18 protein-coding genes and 1 tRNA gene are annotated in these 18,170 nt (G+C 42.6%); 4 read left to right on the forward strand and 15 right to left on the reverse strand.

Features of this window, described 5'->3' with window-relative positions:
• Positions 1–453: 453 nt before the first annotated feature.
• Positions 454–541 (reverse strand) — tRNA-Ser (locus C9J47_RS23165).
• A gap of 267 nt (positions 542–808) precedes the next feature.
• On the opposite strand from C9J47_RS23165, the gene C9J47_RS23170 reads away from it, so the two are divergent.
• Positions 809–1,390: a UPF0149 family protein gene (locus C9J47_RS23170; protein WP_006233085.1), complete on the forward strand. Its 582-nt coding sequence runs from the start codon at positions 809–811 to the stop codon at positions 1,388–1,390.
• 126 nt (positions 1,391–1,516) lie between these two features.
• On the opposite strand, the gene C9J47_RS23175 is transcribed toward C9J47_RS23170, so the two are convergent.
• The 14 genes from C9J47_RS23175 to pepE form a co-directional block, all read right to left on the reverse strand.
• Positions 1,517–2,377 carry a bile acid:sodium symporter family protein gene (locus C9J47_RS23175; RefSeq protein ID WP_107255615.1) on the reverse strand — a complete coding sequence of 287 codons (861 nt, stop codon included), beginning with the start codon at positions 2,375–2,377 and terminating at the stop codon, positions 1,517–1,519.
• 87 nt (positions 2,378–2,464) lie between these two features.
• Entirely contained in the window at positions 2,465–3,526 is a 1,062-nt protein-coding gene (gene nadA / locus C9J47_RS23180) for a quinolinate synthase NadA (RefSeq protein WP_107255616.1), read from the reverse strand.
• A gap of 149 nt (positions 3,527–3,675) precedes the next feature.
• Entirely contained in the window at positions 3,676–4,425 is a 750-nt protein-coding gene (gene ybgF / locus C9J47_RS23185; protein ID WP_107255617.1) for a tol-pal system protein YbgF, read from the reverse strand.
• A 17-nt stretch (positions 4,426–4,442) separates the two neighbouring features.
• Positions 4,443–4,967, reverse strand: a complete 525-nt coding sequence (gene pal, locus C9J47_RS23190; RefSeq protein WP_107255618.1) for a peptidoglycan-associated lipoprotein Pal — start codon at positions 4,965–4,967, stop codon at positions 4,443–4,445.
• Between the two features lie 36 nt (positions 4,968–5,003).
• The gene (gene tolB, locus C9J47_RS23195; RefSeq protein ID WP_107255632.1) at positions 5,004–6,353 is read right to left on the reverse strand and encodes a Tol-Pal system beta propeller repeat protein TolB; all 1,350 of its coding nucleotides are present in this window, start codon (positions 6,351–6,353) and stop codon (positions 5,004–5,006) included.
• Positions 6,354–6,364: 11 nt separating this feature from the next.
• Positions 6,365–7,408 carry a cell envelope integrity protein TolA gene (tolA, locus tag C9J47_RS23200; protein WP_107255619.1) on the reverse strand — a complete coding sequence of 348 codons (1,044 nt, stop codon included), beginning with the start codon at positions 7,406–7,408 and terminating at the stop codon, positions 6,365–6,367.
• 12 nt (positions 7,409–7,420) lie between these two features.
• On the reverse strand, positions 7,421–7,864 hold the full coding sequence (tolR, locus tag C9J47_RS23205) for a protein TolR (protein ID WP_107255620.1): 444 nt from the start codon (positions 7,862–7,864) through the stop codon (positions 7,421–7,423).
• A gap of 6 nt (positions 7,865–7,870) precedes the next feature.
• Positions 7,871–8,557, reverse strand: coding sequence for a protein TolQ (gene tolQ / locus C9J47_RS23210; protein WP_107255621.1), 687 nt, complete (start codon positions 8,555–8,557; stop codon positions 7,871–7,873).
• The gene (ybgC, locus tag C9J47_RS23215) at positions 8,554–8,961 is read right to left on the reverse strand and encodes a tol-pal system-associated acyl-CoA thioesterase (RefSeq protein WP_107255622.1); all 408 of its coding nucleotides are present in this window, start codon (positions 8,959–8,961) and stop codon (positions 8,554–8,556) included. The genes tolQ and ybgC overlap by 4 nt, the downstream gene beginning before the upstream one ends.
• A 515-nt stretch (positions 8,962–9,476) precedes the next feature.
• Positions 9,477–9,782, reverse strand: a complete 306-nt coding sequence (ybgE, locus tag C9J47_RS23220) for a cyd operon protein YbgE (RefSeq protein WP_107241438.1) — start codon at positions 9,780–9,782, stop codon at positions 9,477–9,479.
• Positions 9,775–9,882: a cytochrome bd-I oxidase subunit CydX gene (gene cydX, locus C9J47_RS23225; RefSeq protein ID WP_006233074.1), complete on the reverse strand. Its 108-nt coding sequence runs from the start codon at positions 9,880–9,882 to the stop codon at positions 9,775–9,777. The genes ybgE and cydX overlap by 8 nt, the downstream gene beginning before the upstream one ends.
• Positions 9,883–9,893: 11 nt before the next feature.
• A complete protein-coding gene (gene cydB / locus C9J47_RS23230) occupies positions 9,894–11,030 on the reverse strand; it encodes a cytochrome d ubiquinol oxidase subunit II (RefSeq protein WP_107255623.1) in 1,137 nt (378 codons plus the stop codon).
• Positions 11,031–11,047: 17 nt separating this feature from the next.
• Positions 11,048–12,634, reverse strand: a complete 1,587-nt coding sequence (locus C9J47_RS23235) for a cytochrome ubiquinol oxidase subunit I (RefSeq protein ID WP_107255624.1) — start codon at positions 12,632–12,634, stop codon at positions 11,048–11,050.
• A 1,168-nt stretch (positions 12,635–13,802) separates the two neighbouring features.
• Complete coding sequence (pepE, locus tag C9J47_RS23240) at positions 13,803–14,540, reverse strand: dipeptidase PepE (protein WP_107255625.1); 738 nt, start codon at positions 14,538–14,540, stop codon at positions 13,803–13,805.
• Positions 14,541–14,913: 373 nt separating this feature from the next.
• Between pepE and rsxA the strand changes: the two genes are divergently transcribed.
• The 3 genes from rsxA to rsxC all read left to right on the forward strand — a co-directional run.
• Positions 14,914–15,495 (forward strand): electron transport complex subunit RsxA, encoded by a 582-nt coding sequence (gene rsxA, locus C9J47_RS23245; protein ID WP_006233069.1) that lies wholly within the window; start codon positions 14,914–14,916, stop codon positions 15,493–15,495.
• Positions 15,496–16,074, forward strand: coding sequence for an electron transport complex subunit RsxB (gene rsxB, locus C9J47_RS23250; RefSeq protein ID WP_107255626.1), 579 nt, complete (start codon positions 15,496–15,498; stop codon positions 16,072–16,074). It abuts the gene before it with no gap.
• Positions 16,075–16,076: 2 nt separating this feature from the next.
• Positions 16,077–18,170, forward strand: a 2,094-nt coding sequence (gene rsxC / locus C9J47_RS23255) for an electron transport complex subunit RsxC (protein ID WP_107255627.1), incomplete at its 3' end; no start/stop codon positions are given.

Here is an 18,170-nt window from a genome sequence, read left to right on the forward strand (position 1 = left end):
TAAATTCTTAACAAAGCACACTATCGCCACAAGGCATATAAAAGTAACATTTATCGCCATGCATTTGTCATCATAATTAAAGTATAAAATCAGAATAAATGACTCCATTTCTATCGATAAATCATGATTTACAACCAGAGAGATCAAAAAACAAATCACATCAAACTGAAAGTTAATTACATATTGTTCACACTTCCAACAATCACAATACAAAATCACCTTGGTATCAAATATCAGACAAAGAAAAAGCACCATTACGGTGCTTCTAATTGACATTAACTAAGATCTTCTGGGTATAACAAGGCGCTGGTATGAGATATACCCAGTCAACATCGAGTCGTCTTGAAAGACTAAATGCCGCATAGAGGCATTGAAGAAAAGGTGGGGTTATTCAGGCTATTTATGGTATTACAGATAGCAAAAAGCCGTCACGAGGACGGCTTCTTTAAATGATGGCGGTGAGGGAGGGATTCGAACCCTCGATACGTTGCCGTATACACACTTTCCAGGCGTGCTCCTTCAGCCACTCGGACACCTCACCACAAATTGTCGCTGAACACGAATGTCACAACGGAGCGCTACTATAGTGACCATATAAGGATCGGTCAACAAAAATCATCTAAACGTCTTATAATTGTTCACTTTTTGATAAAATTAAAATACTACGCATAAAATATAACGTTGTGGCTACTGCTCATATTGCTACAATACCTCGCATCATTACTTATTATTCATTGCCTTTCACTCTGTATATATTCGAGTAGGTCAATGAGTAGTAGTCAATACAAGAGATTAATCGAGATTAACTATGTCTTCACAGTCACAACTGGGTGCATTACTGCAAGACCCTGAGCTAACAAACCACCTTTTAACTGAAGCGCAAACGCATGGTTTTGTGACTGCAATGGCAGCTGCACCGCATTTGTTAGACCCTTCAGAATGGTTGGCATACCTATGGGGTGGCGATGAAACATCTCCATTTACCAGCCACGAAGATCTTGAAGCTTACGCTAATGCAGTTATTAATATCTGGAATGAAAGCCGTGAGTCCTTATTAGAAGGCACATGGCAATGGCCTGAAACCTGTGTACTTGATGACGCTGAACTCGTATCAGAAGAAACACGTGATTTTGCTGAAGGTATGCTACAAGGCTGGCAGCTAGCACGTGATGATTGGGAAAACATTATGCCTGAGCATAGTGAAGATAACGCCCTATTAGGTGGCGTATTGCTATCAATCACGCTTCTATACGATCCAGAAAATGCAATGGTCGCATTATCTGAAGAAGGCGCAGATGCACTGGCACAATTTGAAGAGATCTTTGCAGCAGTACCGAATATGCTATGTGGCTTAACACAGCGTGCACAAGCATTAGTGACGCTTCACTAATTACGCGTACTTATTCAAGAGCACAGCATCACAAGGCTGCTGCGCAGAAATGAAAAAGGGTTGCCCCATGTTATGACAAATAACGGGCAACCTTTTTCTTATGCGGTCTTTCAATTACAACTTCAACTAAGACTTCGGCAGTATGGCAGCTTGTCGTTTACTTCGATGAATAATCACCAATGCCGGTATATTCATGAGCACACCATACAATAACGGGGTTAATGCTAACTCCGGTCTTTGTAATTGTACAACAGCCACAAAAATAGCCGTTCCAGCATTTTGAATACCAACCTCTATTGCTAACGTTTTGACTAATCTCTTATCGCCTCGCAATGCTTTCGCGACAATTACACCAAGAATCATCCCGCTCAAGCACAATACGATTGCAGCAATAGACCCAACTGAAAATAGCTGGTTAAAGACTTTGGTGTTTGCAGCTAACGTAATGGTTACGGTGAAAAACAATGCCCATAATGACGATCGTCCAGCGAAGGAGATAAACGAAGAAAACCATAGAGCTTTAATATATTGCTTCATGATCATACCGATCATCACAGGTACAAACGTGACAGCAGTTAATTGTAATATTGCCATCTTAACGGGTATAACCAACTGAGCATCGCTGAGCACTAAAGGCAGCATCAGTGGCAAGCTTATTGGAATAATTAAGCTACTGATCGCGGTCATACTTATCGATAGCGCAGTATCACCACCACTCAAATGCGTAATAGCATTGGACGATGCCCCACCCGGTGCTAGCGCCAATAGCCATAAGCCAACGGCAATAGGTTCTGGTAACGCCAACAGATGAATCAATACGTAGGCAAGTAAGGGTAAACCAATTAATTGAGCGGCTAAACCTGCCAGTATTTTTTTCGGAAAAGTCGCAACACGTTTAAAATCAGCAAGGGTTAATGTGAGGCCAACACAATACATCATCCATGCTAACGCGAGCGGTAATGCAATGGTTAACATTGTCTGGCTCATAGAAAAGCATTCCTTATCTTTATTTTAAATAGCACATAAAAATGGCGACCACATGGTCGCCACTTAAAAGACTGAGGCCCCGCACAATTATGCGTTGCCTTTCACCTTCAATTGTAATTCAGCAGCAAAGTTAAGCATGCGATTAAGCGGAATTAATGACTTCACACGTAACGCTTCATCAACGAAGATTTCATGCTTTTCTCCGCCTTCAACGAGTGCATTTTCAATTGCTTTAAGACCGTTCATAGCCATCCACGGACAATGCGCACAACTACGACATGTTGCACCCGCACCTGCTGTTGGTGCTTCGACCAATTCTTTATCTGGCACCATTTGTTGCATTTTAAAGAAAATGCCTTTGTCAGTTGCCACGATTAGCTTTTTATTCGGTAGCTCTTTTGCCGCTTTAATTAGCTGGCTAGTCGAACCTACCGCGTCGGCTAACGCCACAACACTTGCTGGTGATTCAGGGTGAACAAGCACCGCGGCATCAGGATAGAGTGCTTTCATGTCACGAAGCGCTTTTGCTGAGAACTCATCGTGTACAACACACTCGCCCTGCCACAATAGCATTTCAGCGCCAGTATTTTTTTGAATGTAAGCACCTAGATGGCGATCAGGCCCCCAAATAATGTCTTTACCTTCACTGTCTAAGTGCTCAACAATTTCTAGGGCAATGCTTGATGTAACAACCCAATCTGCACGCGCTTTAACGGCAGCTGATGTGTTAGCGTAAACAACAACAGTATGGTCTGGGTGTGCATCGCAAAATTCAGAGAATTTATCAGCAGGACAACCCAAATCTAGCGAACATTCCGCTTCTAGGGTTGGCATCAGAACATTTTTTTCAGGCGTTAAGATTTTTGCAGATTCACCCATAAAGCGAACACCACAAATGATCAATGTTTTGGCAGAATGCTGATTACCAAAACGGGCCATTTCAAGAGAATCACCAACAAAACCGCCAGTCTCTTCAGCTAGGGCCTGAATTTCGGGGTCGGTATAATAGTGAGCAACCAAAACCGCGTCTTTTTCCTTCAACAACGCTTTTATTTTCTCGACGTGAGTCAGTTTCTCTTGATCAGATAATGGAACTGGTTTTTGCGGAAACGGGTAAATCGTTTCAGACGAATCGTATGTTAGGCTCATTACTTACTTGCTCATCAGCTAGTCCTTACTATCCGGACATTATACACGGTCTAAAAAGGAATTTTTAGCTTTCGCATAACCGATTGTTTTATAAAATAAAAAGGCCCACCTTAATCAGGCAGACCTTAAACATTCGTTTTCTAGGGGTATCAGTTACCAAGTTGCTTCAGGCTACCTTCGGCTTGCCGTGAGCTGGTTGAACTTGGGTAAGTCGATATTACTTCTTGGTAATATTTCTTCGCCAATTCAACATCTTTACTACGCTCAGCAATAACACCAAGCTTCAATAATGCATCTGAGCGTTTATTCGACTTTTCATCGCTGGTAACAGCTTTGAATTCTTTACTCGCTTCTGCCAACTGATTTTGAGTGAAGTACAACTGACCAAGCCAATAATGAGCATTCGCCTTGTACGTAGATTCTGGGTATGTAGTTAAAAAGGCATTGAATGCAGTGACTGCGCCCGCATAATCTTTCTCTTTTAAGATTAAGTTAACCGCTTTTTCATACGCTTCATTTTCGCTGACATCACCACTGTAGGTTTCACCCGATGCAGGCTTATCAGCAGGAGCTTTCTTCGCAGCTTTTTGTGGCTGTTGACTTAAAGTATCCACTTCACGGTAGAGTTCACGTTGACGTTCTAACATCTGAGTTAAGTCATAGCTATTACGTTCAACCAAACCACGAAGTTGATCCATTTCTGAGGCTAACTGATTAAGCTGACGCTGCATATCAAGCTGAACCTGATTTCGAGCCTCAAGCATCCGCTCCAAACGTTCAAGGCTTGTACCTTGTCCGCTTTTACTGAGTTCAGTAACAGGAGCAGGAGCGGCAACTACTTGAGTCGCCGCACCAATCAGCAACGCTAATGCGATATTTCGCACAATGTTACTGTTCATAATCGTTTACCTGTCTATTAGTAAACTAGAACCGCACGACGGTTCTTAGCGTAGTCAGCATCAGTGTGACCAAGCACTAGTGGCTTTTCTTCACCGTAGCTAACAATTGAAATTTGGCTTGCAGATACACCTAGAGCTTGTAGGTATTGAGCAACTGCGTTTGCACGACGCTCACCTAGAGCGATGTTGTATTCAGGAGTACCACGCTCATCGGCATGACCTTCAACAATCACTTTAACATCAGAGCTGTTGCTCAAGTACTCAGCGTGTGCTTCTAGCATAGCTTGATAATCAGCTTGGATTTCTGCTGTATCGAACTTAAAGTAAACAGTTTGCTCTTGACGAAGCTCTTGACTACGTAGCTCTTGCTCAGAAAGTGCAGCTGAACCACCATCTACAGGCGTTGTTACTACTGTTTGAGTAGAACCGTCTGTTGTTTCTGATGCAGCTGAACTATCAGTGCTATCTGTTGAGCTACAAGCAGCAAGAGTCATCATTGGCAGCGCAATTGCCAAACCCTTTAAAATTTTGTTAAGTTGCATTTTATATTTCCTTTATTATCGCAAAAACGCTAAATGTTATAAGAACGGGCCCCAAGAAGGTGCACGTACTCGCCCATTTGTCGTAGGTAATCGAGCTTTAAATCGCCCATCAATCGACACTAACGACAGTTCATTAGATTTATTATTTACTGAACTGTAGATAACCATGCCGCCATTAGGTGCAATGCTTGGTGACTCATCCAAAAATGTTTTGGTTAACACTTGAACCGCACCGGTTTTCAAGTCTTGCTTAGCAATGTTGAAACCCGAATCAGAACGGTTCACCATCACTAAGTAACGACCATCGGGTGTCAATTGCCCCCCGAGGTTCTGACTTCCTTGCCAAGTCAAACGCTTAGTCGAATTATCCGCTAAATTTACGCGATAAATCTGCGGTTGACCACCTCTGTCTGATGTAAAAATCAGAGACTTACCGTCTGGGTCCCAAAAGGCTTCCGTATTATTCGCTCGACCTGATGTGATTTGGGTTAATTTTTTTGTCTCTAAATCTTTAATATAAATTTGCAAACTACCGGTTTTCGACAGCACAATCGCTAATTTTTTGCCATCGGGCGAGAAACGAGGAGAACCGTTATGACGCGGGTATGACGTAACCAACTCACGAGTACCTTTGTAGATATCCATGATATAAATCTGTGCTTGCTGATTCTCGAAGCTAACATACGCTAGCTTACTGCCATCAGGCGACCAAGCTGGTGACATCAGCGGCTGCTGAGACTTTAAAACAAGGCGCTCGTTAAACCCATCGTAATCAGCAACACGAAGTTGATAAGGATGTTTTGATTTATCATCAATCACGACATACGCAATACGGGTTAAAAAAGCACCTTGCTCGCCAGTTAACTGTTCATAAACCACATCAGAAATACGATGGGCATACTGGCGTAAACGGGTTTCTTTCACGGTTGCACGATTATTGATGAGCAAATGATCTTTGGTTAATACTAATTCACCATTGGCTAAACCACGGCTTTCACCGCTGGTTAATTGACCACGAACAACATCGACCAACTGGTAATTCACAACGTAATTACCGTCTGCGTTCTTGGTGACTTTACCCGTTACTAGCGCATCAACACCCATTGAAGTCCAAGCGTTATAATCGATCTGCTCTTCGCTATCGGGGGTTTGTGGCATTTTACTTGTCGCCACAGGGCTAAATTTACCACTTCGCTGTAAATCAGATGCAATAACCGAAGATATATCAGTCGGTAGTTTACCTTCACCTTCCCATGTGAACGGTATAACACCGATTGGGCGGGCTGAGTCGACACCTTCTGTAATCACTAACTCAAGTTCAGCTTGTGCGATTTGGCTAAAGCTCAGCAGAGCAATACATAGGCCCATCATCCAACGTTTCATCAATATCTCCTTCATTATTGTGGGCTTACCGTAAGTCGAATACTACGAAGCTTCTCGACAACCTGAGGGTCATCTGGCATCGGGAACTGACTGACTTTAACAACGGCAGCTTTCGCAGCACGGCAGAGACGACTATCCCCACCAGCTTCTGATGCATTAAGTAACAAGCCATTGGTTGATAAGCGCATTGTTAAAATGCACTCTTTACCAATGAAGCTTTGATCAACCAACAAATTTTGCTGGATCATCTGAGTATAGATTGCACCATAGCGAGAAACCTCATCAGCAACGAATTGCCCACGAGCACCACCCCGTTGCTCACTTTCCGTTTCAAGGCCTGAAAACATGTCGTTTAAAGCCGCTTCTTGCTGGCGCTGAAGTTCTTTTGCTTCAGCCGCTTTACGAACTGCTTCTTTGCGTGCTACTTCTGCTTTACGCGCAGCAGCTTCGGCTTTTTCTTTCGCCGCCACTTGTGCTTTACGTTCTGCTTCCGCAGCTTTACGATCGGCTTCGGCTTTGCGTGTTGCTTCTTCTGCTTTACGTTGTTGCTCGACTTTTTGTTGCCTTGCTAATTCAGCTTTTTTTGTGGCTTCTTGTTTCTGCTTTCTATCCGCTTCTGCTTTGGCTGCTTGTTGCTTCGCCACTTTTGTCGCTTCATCGGCTTTACGTTTTTCTTCAGCGACTTTTAGCTTCTCAGCATTCACTCGCTTACGTTCTGCTTCTGCACGGCGCGTTTCTTGTTCCGCTTTAACTTTATCGGATTTTAACTGCCTTAAGCGTTGTTCTTCTGCTTTACGTTGCTTTTCTAATGACGCTGCTTGCTGCTCAAGGCGCTTTAATCTGTCTTGCTCCGCTTTTTTGGCTGCTTCACGTTGCTGACGAATTTGCTTGGCTTGTTGATTAACTAACGCTGGATCAACAACCACGGCTTGAATCGTACTGCCGGAAGGGTTGGGCTTGCTCATAGAGAAATCCGTTCCCCAAAGCAACGCCACTAACAATAAAACATGAAGAAGTAACGATATGATGACGGCAGTAGTGTAATTATTATTTTTCATCCTACTACCTACCTATTGATCTAATGGTTCGGTCATTAAACCAACAGAACCCACCCCGGCTTGACTTAACGCATCAAGTGTCTCGATGATGAAAGAGTATGGTACTCGCCCATCACCGCCAACCATCACCAATGATTTAGGGTTAAGCTGTAATTCGGCTTTCACTCGGGTCAATAAATCATTAAGCGCTAACCCGCGAAGCATGTCACCGTTATCAACGCTTAGGCCTAAATTACCGTCTTGATCTACTTCAACAATAATTGGCGCGCCTGAATTATCGCTAGATAAATCAGCAACGGTTTTCGCAGTTTGAGTCGTAGGCAGTTCAACATCGACCCCTTGTGTAACAAAGGGTGCAGTAACCATGAAAATAATCAAGAGTACCAACATCACATCGATATAAGGTACAACATTGATTTCAGCAGTCATCTTTCGCTTTTTAGGTTGATAAGCCATTGCTTATTACTCCTGATTAGCGGCAAATGCCTGGCGGTGAAGGATACTTGAAAACTCTTCCATAAAAGTCGCATAGGTATGCTCAAGCTTGGAAACTTGGTTTGTCAGTTTGTTATAAAACATAACTGCCGGGATCGCAGCAAAAAGGCCCATTGCTGTAGCAACTAGCGCTTCTGCAATACCAGGCGCAACCATTGCTAGTGTTGCCTGTTTGACTGCACCAAGAGCAATAAATGCGTGCATAATACCCCAAACAGTACCGAACAAGCCGATATAAGGGCTAATTGAACCCACTGTTGCAAGAAAAGGTAAGCTGGTTTCTAATTCATCAACCTCACGTAGAAGCGATACGCGCATTGCTCGGGAAGTCCCTTCCATGACGGCATCTGGCACTTGACCATTGCTGCGATGTAAACGGGCGTACTCTTTAAATCCATTGTAAAAGATTTGCTCAGACCCCATCAGATCATCTTTACGCGCTTCAACTTCTTTGTACAGTTGTGACAGATCGACACCTGACCAAAAACGGTCTTCGAAACGCTCTGCTTTTGCAGCGGCGTTAGACAAAATCTGCGAACGTTTAATGATCATTGCCCAAGAAGCAACTGACATACCAAGCAAGATTAGCATTACGATCTTAACTAACAGGCTTGCCTGTAGAAAAAGATCCAGAATTGACAGTTCAGCACTCACTTAGAAATCTCCGACATAATAAATTGAGGAATTGCAGTTGGTTTCATGGTTTCAGGATTGACACAGGCTACCTTAACAGTAGCTTTACACAAGGTATGACCTGCATTGTTAACTAAACCCTGACAAAATATGATTGATGCTTTTTTTACAGTTTCAACACGTGTTTGTACGATAAGTTGCTCATCTAAACGCGCGCCTTTTAAAAAATCCATATCAATATGGCGAATAACAAAGCTCGCCTTATTTTTAAATAGCTCTTGTTGGCTGACCCCGATACTTCTTAATAGTTCCGTTCTTGCACGTTCAAAAAACTTTAGATAATTAGCATGGTAAACCAAGCCGCCTACATCAGTATCTTCATAATAAATAGTGATTGGCCATTTAAATATGTTTTTTTCTGCCATGTTTAACCCACAATGGTTATAAAACTAAATGCCTAATAGCGACTTTAAAGGCTTAATTTGCCTACTATACCTAACTTCATCCGCTTTATGAAATATCCCGAAAGCATCTTCAGCAACAACGCATGACATTTCTAACAAGAGCTGTATTGTACAGCGTTTCTTTGCTGGTTATACCAATTCCATTAATTATCTGACCATTCAGAATACCACTGGGAGTCGAGTTCAAGGATAGTGTTTGATAGAAGAGTGGTTCTCTTTTGAAATCGCTAGACACAGAAGTGGGCTTCCAGTGATGTTCCCTTTGGGCGAGTTTAAAATACTTTTATACTGCGTTAATAAATTTCAATTTAGAGCCATAGATCCTCAATTTATCTCCTTGCCTAAAAGCATTTTAACTCTCGCTGAACTGATCAGATAATTGATAGATTTGGTATTAAGTATATTTCACGCAAAAAAAACAGCCTATTACTCAATTAGTAATAGACTGCCTATTGTGTATCTAAATGTAACTCTGTTTAGTAACTAAAACGCAGCCACATAATATAGCTCAAGATGGGTAAGGCGATAAATGGAGTAAACACAACTTGCCAATACCAATGGCGCGGTACAAAGCCCACCCCATAGATCATTGCAGAGCAGGTTGCCCATATTAATGTTGGCGATTTGATTAGGTCAAAACCACCAATAGCCTGTGCAAAATGAATAGGCTCCCACACTACCAGCCCTGCAGATGCTAGCGCCAGCAGAAAGGATAATGCACGTAATAGTGCATTATCAAATAACTGATGAGCCTGTGTGACCCATAAGCTGAGGCTACTCACCTTTGTTATCCATATCTTCAGTTGTTTCAAGCCATAAAGCGTTGATGATACCGAATGAGCAGGCTAGCAGAACACCAAGAATCCAAGCGAAATACCACATAGTCTGTCTCCTTAATACAGTGAAGTTTTGTTGTCTTCGATAAACTTGCTATCAAGACGGCCAAACATTTTGTAGTAACACCATGAAGTGTACGCAAGAATAATTGGCACCATAACAAATGCTACGCCAGTCATAATATTTAGCGTAAGTTCGCTTGATGTTGAATCCCACACGGTCAAACTATTCGCTGGTACTAGGCTTGAAGGCATAATGAACGGGAACAATGCGAAACCAAATGTCAGAATTATACCTGCCATGGTTAAGCTTGATGTTAAGAATGCAAAACCTGCACGATTAGCACGAGAAGCGACAACTGTTAGCAATGGCATAATTACCGCAAGAATCGGTGCAATCCATAGTAATGGATAAGCATCAAAGTTTGCGAACAATGCACCTGTTTCACGAATCACTTCTTTCGCTAATGGGTTTGATGGACCATTAGTGATAATTTCAGAAGTAATAACGTAGCCTTCAATGCTTTGAGCCCATACGCCAGCAGCTGCAAAACATACCGCCGTTATTACAGCAGTGATAGATGCAACGTTACGAGAGCGCTCATGCAAGGCATCTGTTGTTTTCATCTGTAGGTAGGTTGCGCCTTGAGTCACAATCATCATCAAGCTAACAATACCGCACAGTAGTGCAAATGGGTTCAATAAGCCAAAGAAAGACCCTTTGTAGCTTGGTACCAAGAATTCATTCAGTACAAACGGTACACCTTGTAGCAAGTTGCCAAACGCCACACCGAAGATCACTGGTGGAACGAAGCTACCCACGAAGATCGCACGATCCCATGCATTACGCCATTTTGGTGATTCAATCTTAGAACGGTAATCAAAGCCTAACGGACGTAGCCATAAAGCCGCCAGTGTTAGTACCATTGCGAAGTAGAAACCAGAAAACGCTGTTGCGTAAACAAGAGGCCAAGCCGCAAATAAAGCACCACCCGCAGTAATAAGCCAAACTTGGTTACCATCCCAATGCGGTGCAATTGAGTTAATCATTACTCGGCGTTCTGTATCTGTCTTACCAATAACGTTAGACAAGATACCTACACCCATATCGAAACCATCTGTAACAGCGAAACCGATGCAAAGCACACCAATTAACAACCACCAGATGAATCGCAATACTTCATATTCAAACATTGCTTACTCTCCCTGAATTACGCTTCAACCTGACGCGATACCACATTCTGTGGTGCATCATTTTGTTCAAAGTGATAACGACCTGTTTTCAGGCTACTTGGACCTTTACGTGCGAACTTAACCATCAAGTACACTTCAGCAATCAAGAACACAGTGTAAAGTGCAATCATTGACACCAATGTTGTGATAATTGCTGATGGCTCAAGATCCGATACCGCCATAGATACAGGTAAGATCTCACCTACAGCCCATGGTTGACGACCATACTCTGCGACGAACCAGCCAGCTTCAATTGCAATCCAAGGTAGCGGTAAACCGTAAAGCGCAGCTTTAAGTAACCACTTCTTCTCTGTGATCTTGTGACGACACGTTTGGATAAATGCAGCACCAATAATGCCCAGCATTAAGAAGCCAGCAGCAACCATGATACGGAAGCTAAAGAACAGCGGCCAAACGGTAGGGATTGAATCATCAACGGCCTTGGCAATATGCTCAGGCGTTGCATCAACAACGTCGTCTGTATATGGCTTAAGTAGGAAGCCATAACCGAGATCGTGTTTCACTGCATCGAATGCAGCTACGTTTTCTGGCGAGCGATCGCCACTACGTAATTTTTCAAGTAAACCGTATGCAACCATACCGTTACGAATACGTACTTCGTGCTCATCTTTCAGATCACGTAAGCCAGTCACTTCGGTGTCAGTAGAGCGTGTCGCAATAATACCCATCACATATGGGATCTTAATGGCGAAATCAGTTTCCATTGTTTTTTGATTTGGCAAACCAAACACAGTGAACGCCGCAGGGGCTTCTTCTGTGTGCCATTCTGCTTCAATAGCGGCAAGCTTCGTTTTCTGAACATCGCCCAGCTCGTAACCTGATTCATCACCTAGGATGATTACAGATACAATCGCCGCCATACCAAATGATGCCGCAATGGCAAAAGAACGGCGTGCGAACGGAATATCACGACCTTTCAGAATATAGTAAGAACTAATCGCAAGAACGAACATCGAACCAGCTACATAGCCAGAAGCGACGGTATGAACGAATTTCACCTGTGCTACCGGGTTAAAGATAACTTCTGCAAAACTCACCATTTCCATACGCATGGTTTCAAAGTTAAATTCAGCCCCTACTGGGTTCTGCATCCAACCGTTAGCAATAAGAATCCACAACGCTGAGAAGTTAGATGCGATAGCAACTAACCATGTCACTGTAAGGTGTTGACGTTTTGATAAACGATCCCAGCCGAAAAAGAATAAACCAACCAGAGTGGATTCTAGGAAAAACGCCATCAACGCTTCGATGGCAAGAGGAGCCCCGAAAATGTCACCAACGTAGTGAGAGTAGTATGCCCAGTTTGTACCAAACTGGAATTCCATAGTAAGGCCGGTGGCCACACCTAAAGCAAAGTTAATACCAAAAAGCTTACCCCAGAACTTTGTCATGTCCTTATAGATTTGCTTTCCAGTCATTACATAAACTGATTCCATGATGGCTAGTAGGAACGCCATACCTAGAGTCAGTGGTACGAACAAAAAGTGATACATCGCAGTTAATGCGAACTGTAATCTCGATAGTTCGACGACATCAGTGAACATGTTGAACTCCTTTTTTCGTCAGGCTGAGTGACGACAGTACTTACACAGTGTACCGATTGTTGGGCTTAGCCAAATGTAGCTTACAAACCCGCAATTTGATTACCGTACTGGTTGTCATATCAAGTGATATCAATGACTTCCTTCTTATGTTGCGGCTATGTGTCAAATTAGTTAGTTTATCGTTAAGCTACAGCTAATAAAGTCATTGCTAATATTACTGGCAATCACTGCCCGCGGCAAAGGATTTATCACACATTTTTCTTTGATAAACATCAATAAAAGCCGTTCATTTTTCAATCAACGCTCACCAACCTGATATAGATCAAACTTTGCAGCACTCTTTTTACAGTTTTTATAACGTATTAAAAGATAAGATTTTTCATAAGATATCGAGTTAATTAATAGGATAAGACATCTTATTTTAAAATCTTCATTACTCAGATGTACATAGTTAGAAAAAAGAAGGGTAACTCACCTTTATTCCAAATCTGTCACATGCCTATAAGACCTAGAGATTAACATCAAAATTATAGAGTTACCCTGCAAGTTAGCACCGATTTTGGATTAGTTATTCTAATCCAAAAAAAGAAATTTTCTTGCTTTTCACTTTGCGAAAAATATCTATAATCAGCAGCAGAAACAGGTTGAACCATCCAGAGAAGAAAAGTCATCTTTTAGGTCGGTTGAAAACAGTTTCCCTATTAAAACCTAAATTGATTGAGGAAATTACAATGACTCGTATTTTTGAAAAAATCATCTCTTTATACCAACCATCATTCGTTGAACTATACAAAAATGGTCACTAGATAACGTCCGTTTTTGACACATCTAAAGGCTGAATCATCATCCAAAAGATGGATTTGCTTGGCCGAGAGCTGTTTGAACAGTAGTTCAATTGTCAAATAGTTGTAAATGTGAGCAAACATTTAACACAACAAAGACCTGCTTAATCAGAAAAACTGCTCTGAAAAATAAAAACGAGGCGACATCGCCTCGTTTTTTTACATTCTTATTACATGCCTATCTGCCAAATTCATCTCTTAACGCAAAAAGCCTCATCCGAAGATGAGGCCAGTTATTTGGTTCCCCTTGCTGGACTTGAACCAGCGACATACGGGATTAATAGTTCGCCGTTGTATTGTATCGACACTTTATATTCATGCTTTTACTAGCAGCTATGCGCCATTAAAAACTGAACACTTTGTTCTGCAGTATAGTAAACAGGGTCTTCCCCATAACTAAACAGCTTTAACGGCTTACCGTTCGCAGTGTGATAACTCAATTCACCATTTAGTAGATGTAACCATGTACCTTCTGGAATACCGACAACAGGTTCATACTGATTAACTTCTAAAAACTCTTGGATACGCTCATCACGGGTTTCCCCCATGTGACCTTCCACATTGGCTTCAAGGTAATGAGGATTAATTTGGAATGGCACTAAATTTAATGATGAAAGTACCGCACCAGTAATAATCGGCATATCATTTGTTGTACGAATCGTAGGGCACGCGATGTTTGTTCCTGCACTCCAGCCAATATAAGGAATACCTTGATCAAGAACCGCTTTACGAATTGGACCTACTAAACCTAAATCATGCAATGTTTTGTTCAGCACCCAAGTATTACCACCACTCACCAAAATACCTTCGGCTTCTTGAATCGCTTTAACCGGATCTTCTGCACGATGTAACCCCGTTACTTTACAATCTAAGCCTAATGCATCAAATGTTTCTTGAACCAAGGCAACACGCTCATCATGGCTAGAACGAATCACAGCATAAGGGATCAGAACTAAGTTTTTAGCCCCAGTTCGTTTGATTTGTTCGACAACAGCTTCACTTGCAAACTCCATCACATGCTGGTTGCCCGCAATTTTGCCATTACTTAACAATAAAATATCCATCTTTTCTACCTTATGCTCTGTATTGATACTCATCGAATTAATGACAGACAGATAACGCCTAATTACGCATATTTACAACGGGGGGCGATCACAAAAAGAACAAGGGGCTAGTTTATTGGTAATGCTTTGGGTGATTATCCAGCAATAAATACTAGCTAATTACAGTTTTACAACACAGATTCAAACTAAAACACATGCAATACAACATCTTGGTGCATCATAAAACTGTCAGGATCATCAAAATAAAGACATACTGCCTCATTTATAACAGGAAAATAGCACCAAACTTGAAAAACCCTGCCCGAGAGGAGTTGTTATACCCTTCACAAAATCAGATAATACTAAGATCTCTTTCAAATAGAATTATGATGGTATGACTGAATACCTTTTATTACTTGTCGGTACAGTGTTGGTAAACAACTTTGTACTCGTTAAATTCTTAGGTTTATGCCCATTTATGGGCGTATCTAAGAAGCTGGAAACTGCGATTGGTATGGGCTTGGCGACGACATTTGTCTTAACCTTGGCTTCCGTGTCTGCGTATCTCGTGGAAAATTACATTCTTGCGCCTCTTGGCATTGAATACCTTCGTACTCTTAGCTTTATTCTTGTTATTGCCGTTGTAGTGCAATTTACCGAAATGGTGGTACATAAAACGAGCCCAACGCTATACCGTTTGCTGGGTATTTTCCTACCGTTAATTACGACTAACTGCGCGGTATTAGGTGTTGCTCTATTGAATATCAATGAGCACCATAACTTTATCGAATCCGTTATTTATGGGTTTGGTGCCGCTGTTGGTTTTTCGTTGGTCTTGATTTTATTCGCTTCTATGCGAGAACGTATTGCCGCGGCAGATGTGCCAGGCCCTTTTAAAGGTGCTTCTATTGCGATGATCACAGCAGGTCTTATGTCTCTTGCCTTCATGGGCTTTACTGGATTGGTGAAACTGTAAATGAGCGGAATTTTAATTGCAGTTATTGCAATAGCTGTCTTAGCCGCAATTTTTGGCCTTATTCTGGGGTTTGCTTCTATTCGATTCAAAGTCGAAGCTGACCCTATTGTTGAACAAATTAATGCCATTTTACCGCAAACTCAATGTGGTCAATGTGGCTATCCGGGCTGCCGCCCTTACGCAGAAGCGATTGCTAACGGTGATGAAATTAATAAATGCCCTCCAGGTGGCCAAGCTACGATTGAGAAGTTAGCCGATCTAATGGGTGTTGAAGTACAAGATTCAGCACACGGTGAAGAAAACATAAAGACAGTTGCTTTTATCCATGAAGACATGTGTATCGGGTGCACAAAATGCATTCAAGCTTGCCCTGTTGATGCCATTGTTGGCGGTACAAAATCGATGCATACCGTTATTAAAGACGAATGTACTGGCTGTGATTTGTGTGTTGCCCCCTGCCCTACCGACTGTATTGAGATGATTCCGGTTAAAGATACGCCGGAAAGTTGGAAATGGGATCTTAACCAGATCCCGGTCGTTAATCTTCCTACTGAACCCAATACTGACAAGGTAGACTAAACATGCTGTCAATTATCGAACAAATAAAACAAGGTCAGCTTTGGGATTTTCATGGCGGTGTTCACCCTGCAGAAAACAAAGCCATTTCTAATCAAGTTGAACTGCAACATGCAGGCGTGCCACAACAGCTTGTTCTCCCTCTAAAACAACATATAGGTTCTAGAGGCGATATTATCATTGAGGTTGGCGATAAAGTCCTGAAAGGTCAGCCACTGACTCAAGGTGATATTGCTATGTGTGTGCCTGTGCATGCGCCAACATCGGGAACAGTTACGGCAATAGAACAACGCACAATCGCCCACCCATCAGGTTTAACTGATTTATGCATTGTTATCGACAGCGATGGTAATGACCAATGGTATGAACAATCACCTGTTGCTGATTATACATCTGAAGAATCTGCTGATCTGATCGAGAAAATACGACTCAGTGGTATTGCCGGTTTAGGTGGCGCAGGTTTCCCTACCAGCCGTAAATTGCAAGGCGGTTTGGGTAAGGTTGATATTCTGATCATCAATGCAGCAGAGTGTGAACCTTATATCACTGCAGACGATCGCTTAATGCAAGATTATGCTGCAGAGGTTATTGACGGTATTCGTATTCTTCGCCATATCGTAAAACCAAAGTTAACGATTATCGGTATTGAAGACAATAAGCCCGAAGCAATCACTGCATTAGAAAAGCACATCACGAACGATGATCACATCATTATTCGAGTTATACCAACGAAGTACCCATCAGGCAGTTCCAAGCAACTGGTTAAAGTTCTCACCGGTCGTGAAGTACCCAGCCAAGCACGATCAACATCGGTAGGCGTTATTGTACAAAACGTGGGAACGGTTTTTGCCGTCAAACGCGCAATTATCGATGGCGAGCCCTTAATTGAACGGGTCGTGACCTTAACCGGAGAAGCTTTCCAGCAACGTGGGAATGTTTTTGCGCGCCTCGGTACACCAATTTCATACCTGCTTGATAACTACAGCTATCAACCAGATAAGAAGTACCCTCGTGTCATTATTGGTGGTTCGTTAATGGGCTTTACACTACCTCACGCCAATGTACCCATTACCAAAGTTACTAACTGTATTCTTGCACCTAAGCGAAAAGAATTGCCTTTACATACGCACGAAATGGCATGTATTCGTTGTACTTCTTGTGCAGAGGCTTGCCCTGCGTCTTTATTACCTCAGCAATTGCAGTGGTACGCAAAAGATCAAGATTACGCAAAGTGTGAAGAATATAACCTCTTCGACTGTATTGAATGCGGTGCCTGTGCTTATGTGTGCCCAAGTGAAATTCCACTTGTCCAATACTACCGTCAGGCTAAATCTGAAATCACCGCCAGAAAACAAGACGAAGCCAATGCCGAACGCGCAAGATTACGCTTTGAAGCTAAAAACGCGCGCATGGAACGGGACAAAGCTGAGCGTGAAAATCGCTTTAAGAAAGCGGCTGATGATCGCCGAAAAGAAACAGCAAGCAGCGGTGGTGATGATGCTGTCGCCGCAGCCATCGCTCGAGTGAAAGCCAAGCAAGCCGCAGAAAGCTCACCAGATACAGAGAAGAAACCCGCTGTAGCTGCCGCTATTGCTCGGGCAAAAGCAAAACAAGCAGCCCAAGCAGAGAAAGGCGCAGCTGTTCCTGACAATACAGAAATGGCGAAATTACGAGAAGAGCGTAAACGTTTAGCACGAGAACGAAAAGCAGAAGCCGAAAAAGTAGCCGCTGAAGAAAAAACCTCGGTACCAGCAGAAAGCGAAGATGGTAAAAAAGATGCAGTGGCAGCTGCCATTGCACGTGCGAAAGCCCGTAAAGCAGCGCAACAAGCTGATACTGCTGAACCTGATTCTAGCTCTAACACAGAATCTACTTCTACGGTAGAAGCCGAAGTCGATCCGAAGAAAGCCGCTATTGCTGCTGCCGTTGCACGTGCGAAAGCCCGTAAAGCAGCGCAACAAGCTGATACTGCTGAACCTGATTCTAGCTCTAACACGGAATCTGCTTCAACGGTAGAAGCCGAGGTCGATCCGAAGAAAGCCGCTATTGCTGCTGCCGTTGCACGTGCGAAAGCCCGTAAAGCAGCGCAACAAGCTGAT

Source organism: Photobacterium indicum (assembly GCF_003026215.1).
GTDB classification, from domain to species: domain Bacteria; phylum Pseudomonadota; class Gammaproteobacteria; order Enterobacterales; family Vibrionaceae; genus Photobacterium; species Photobacterium indicum.